The sequence below is a fragment of the Dietzia cercidiphylli genome (genome assembly GCF_014145145.1).
Classification (GTDB): Bacteria; Actinomycetota; Actinomycetes; order Mycobacteriales; family Mycobacteriaceae; genus Dietzia; species Dietzia natronolimnaea.
Genome location: NZ_JAALEA010000546.1, coordinates 1 through 3440 on the forward strand (window position 1 = coordinate 1; position 3440 = coordinate 3440).

Annotated in this window: 4 protein-coding genes; all 4 read left to right on the forward strand. The window is 71.2% G+C overall.

The features are described from left to right. The coding region (locus G6028_RS17250) for a DUF2470 domain-containing protein (RefSeq protein ID WP_241730859.1) at positions 1-483 on the forward strand (483 nt) is incomplete at its 5' end. A gap of 176 nt (positions 484-659) precedes the next feature. After that, positions 660-1439 (forward strand): hypothetical protein, encoded by a 780-nt coding sequence (locus G6028_RS17255; protein ID WP_017838406.1) that lies wholly within the window; start codon positions 660-662, stop codon positions 1437-1439. Further along, positions 1420-1983: a dCTP deaminase gene (gene dcd / locus G6028_RS17260; protein ID WP_017838407.1), complete on the forward strand. Its 564-nt coding sequence runs from the start codon at positions 1420-1422 to the stop codon at positions 1981-1983. The genes G6028_RS17255 and dcd overlap by 20 nt, the downstream gene beginning before the upstream one ends. Before the next feature lie 131 nt (positions 1984-2114). Then, the coding region (locus G6028_RS17265) for a UDP-glucose dehydrogenase family protein (RefSeq protein ID WP_182659594.1) at positions 2115-3440 on the forward strand (1326 nt) is incomplete at its 3' end.

Consider the following 3440-nt stretch of genomic DNA (forward strand, 5'->3'; position numbering starts at 1 on the left):
TGTGACGACGAGTGCGCCGTGGCGCGGGGTGTGGTCACCATCTCCGGGATCGTCACGGCGTCCTCGGCACCGCGGCGACGCAGGCTGGTCGCCGCCGACGGCGGGCCCGGCCCGAACGGGGAGGCCGGATCGTTGAGGCTGAGCGAACTGCAGCCGCTCGGGGTCTCCTATTTGTGTGCTGACGGCGCGTACGCGATCCCCCGGGGTGACCTCGCAGCGGCGGCGGTCGACCCGATCGGCATCGACGAGCAGGCGTGGTTGCGCCGCCTCGGAGCCGACAGCGGACTCGCGGCGCGACTGGCTCTCCGCGCCGGCCGCCAGATCGCCGGCACACGCCCGTGGATCGTGGGCATCGACAGGTTCGGCCTGGATCTCTCGGTCGGCTCCGCGACCGGGCCCAGGGAGGTCGTGAGAATCCCGTTCGCGCTGGTCTGCGGCGATTCCGAGGACGTGCAGAGCGAGCTGGACCGCCTCGCCGGGTGAGTCCGGCTCGGGTCTTCTCCAACATTTTCCCGCCGGTGTGCACAAAACCCTTGCGCTAGAGGTAAGCCTTACCTAAGTTAGTCGCTGCGGGTAGTCACGTCCCCGCCCCCGGACCGTTCCGGCGCCTTTCCCTGGAGGCGTCGGAGCGGTGCGGGAACTGTCGACGAGGAGATGGCATGCGATCACTGGTGGGGCCTGTCCCGGAGCCCGCGGAACGAGTGAGCTCGGCGCTGCGCCGGTGCCCCCGGGCCACCCTGGGTCTACCCTCCGGCCCGGGCGCCGTGACCCCTCCCGGGGTGGGCCTGGTGCACCAGGTGCCCGGGACCGCCGACCTCTGGGTCGCGCTACCGACGGCCTACGCGGTCACGATCGGCGTGGGCGGGGTGCGGGCGAGGCTCGAGGTCCTGGACGAGATCATCGGGGGAGCGGCCGAGGGGCGCTGTCGCCGCATCGTCGTCGTCGAGGGTCGTGTGGAGCTGCCGGGCGTGCGCGCCCAGCGCCGCACCGCGGGCGAGATCGCCCGCGACCTCCCGGACCCCGTCCTGTTGGACGTGGGGACCGGTGTCGCGTTGGTCCGGCTCCGCGCGGAGCGGATCGTGCTGACCGACGACGACGGGGTGACCGACATCGACCCCGAGGACCTGGCGACCTCCGGGCCCGACCCCTTCGCCGACCTCGAGGGGCACTGGCTTGACCATCTCAACGACCCGCGCTGCCAGGTGGTGCCGCGGATGGCGCTGCGCGTGTGCCGCTGCCTCCCGGCCGAGCGGCCACTGCTGGTCGGCATCGACCGCGCCGGGGTGGACATCGAGCTCGTCGGGCGCGACGGGCGCATCCACCGGGAGCGGTTGCCCTTCGCCGAGGCGTGCGTGAGCGTCACCGAGTTGGGCACCCAGCTCCGCCTGCTCGCCGGGGGGTCGCGATACCCTCTAGACCGTGCTGCTCTCCGACCGTGACCTCCGCTCCGAGCTCGCCGACGGGCGGCTCACGATCGACCCTCTCGACTCCTCGCTAATCCAACCGTCGAGCATCGACGTCCGACTGGACAGCCTGTTCCGCGTGTTCAACAACTCGCGCTACACCCACATCGACCCGGCGCAGCAGCAGGACGACCTCACCGAACTCGTCGAACCCGCGTCAGGGGACCCGTTCGTGCTGCACCCGGGCGAGTTCGTCCTGGGGGCGACCCTCGAGCGCCTGGCCCTTCCCGACGACCTGGCGGGCCGGCTCGAGGGAAAGTCCTCACTCGGTCGACTCGGTCTGCTCACGCACTCGACCGCCGGGTTCATCGACCCGGGGTTCGAGGGGCACATCACCCTCGAGCTGTCCAACGTGGCCAACCTGCCCATTACGCTGTGGCCGGGGATGAAGATCGGCCAGCTGTGCCTGTTCCGGCTGTCCAGCCCCGCCGAGGTCCCGTACGGCACCGCCGCGACGGGCTCGAAGTACCAGGGACAGCGCGGCCCGACCGCCTCCAAGGCGTACCTCAACTTCCGCTGACCGGGACTGTTGCCGAACCGGGCCCGTCGGCGACCCGGGCCCGTCGGCGACCCGGGCCCGGCCACAGTACGCTCGTCCCGCGTTCACCCCGGTGTTCCCGGGAGGTCGTCCGGGGACGGTAGAACTGCGCTATGCGTATGACCGTGTTCGGGACCGGGTATCTGGGGACCACCCATGCCGCCTGTATGGCCGAGTTGGGTCACGAGGTGCTGGGTGTGGATGTGGACGAGGCGAAGATCGAGCGCCTGCGGGCCGGTGAGGTGCCGTTCTACGAGCCGGGGTTGCCGGAGATCCTGAGGCGGCAGGTGGAGGCCGGTCGGGTGCGGTTCACCACGGATTATGCCGAGGCCGCGGAGTTCGCGGACCTGCACTTCATCGGGGTGGGTACCCCGCAGCGCAAGGGGGAGTTCGCGGCCGACACCTCGTATGTGGAGGACGTGGTGGCCCGGTTGGCGCCGCTGTTGACCGCGGATGCGGTGCTGGTGGGCAAGTCGACGGTGCCGGTGGGGACGGCGGCGCGGTTGCAGGAGATCGCCGACTGGCACGCCCCCGCCGGGGTGCACGTCGAGGTGGCGTGGAACCCGGAGTTCCTGCGGGAGGGTTTCGCGGTGGCCGACACGCTCACGCCGGATCGGATCGTGATCGGGGTGCGTGAGCCGGGTGGGCCGGTCGAGGAGACGGTGCGCGGGGCGTACGCGCCGATCCTGGACTCGGACCCGTGTCCGGTGATCGTGACGGACCTGGCGACCGCCGAGTTGGTCAAGGTCAGCGCGAACGCGTTCCTGGCGACCAAGATCAGCTTCATCAACGCGGTGTCGGAGGTGTGTGAGGCGGCGGGCGCGGATGTGACGGTGTTGGCGGACGCGATCGGGATGGATCCGCGGATCGGTCGGCGCTTCCTGGGTGCCGGTCTGGGCTTCGGTGGGGGGTGCCTGCCCAAGGACATCCGGGCGTTCATGGCCCGCGCCGGGGAGTTGGGTGCCGATCAGGCGATGTCGTTCCTGCGGGAGGTGGACTCGATCAACATGCGGCGCCGGGAGCGGATGGTCGATCTGGCGACCGAGGCGTGTGGGGGGATGCTGATCGGCAAGACGATCGCGGTGCTGGGGGCGGCGTTCAAGCCGGACTCCGATGACGTGCGCGACTCCCCGGCGTTGAACGTGGCCGGGATGCTGTCCCTCAAGGGGGCGCAGGCGGTGGTGTACGACCCGCAGGCGCTGGACAACGCGCGGGCCCTGTTCCCGACGCTCGCGTACGCCGACTCGGCGATCGAGGCGTGTGAGGGTGCGGACGTGGTGCTGGTGGCCACCGAGTGGGCCGAGTTCCTCGAGTTGGACCCGGCGGCCGTGACGGCGGTGGCGCGCGGGCGGATCATGCTGGACGGCCGCAACTGCATGCCCGCCGACGACTGGCGCGCCGCCGGCTGGACCTACCGCGCCCTCGGCCGCGGGGTGAGC

Bases quoted from the DNA above. Each gene is read 5' to 3' on its own strand.
- G6028_RS17255 (WP_017838406.1), top strand. From the start codon at position 660: ATGCGATCACTGGTGGGGCCTGTCCCGGAGCCCGCGGAACGAGTGAGC.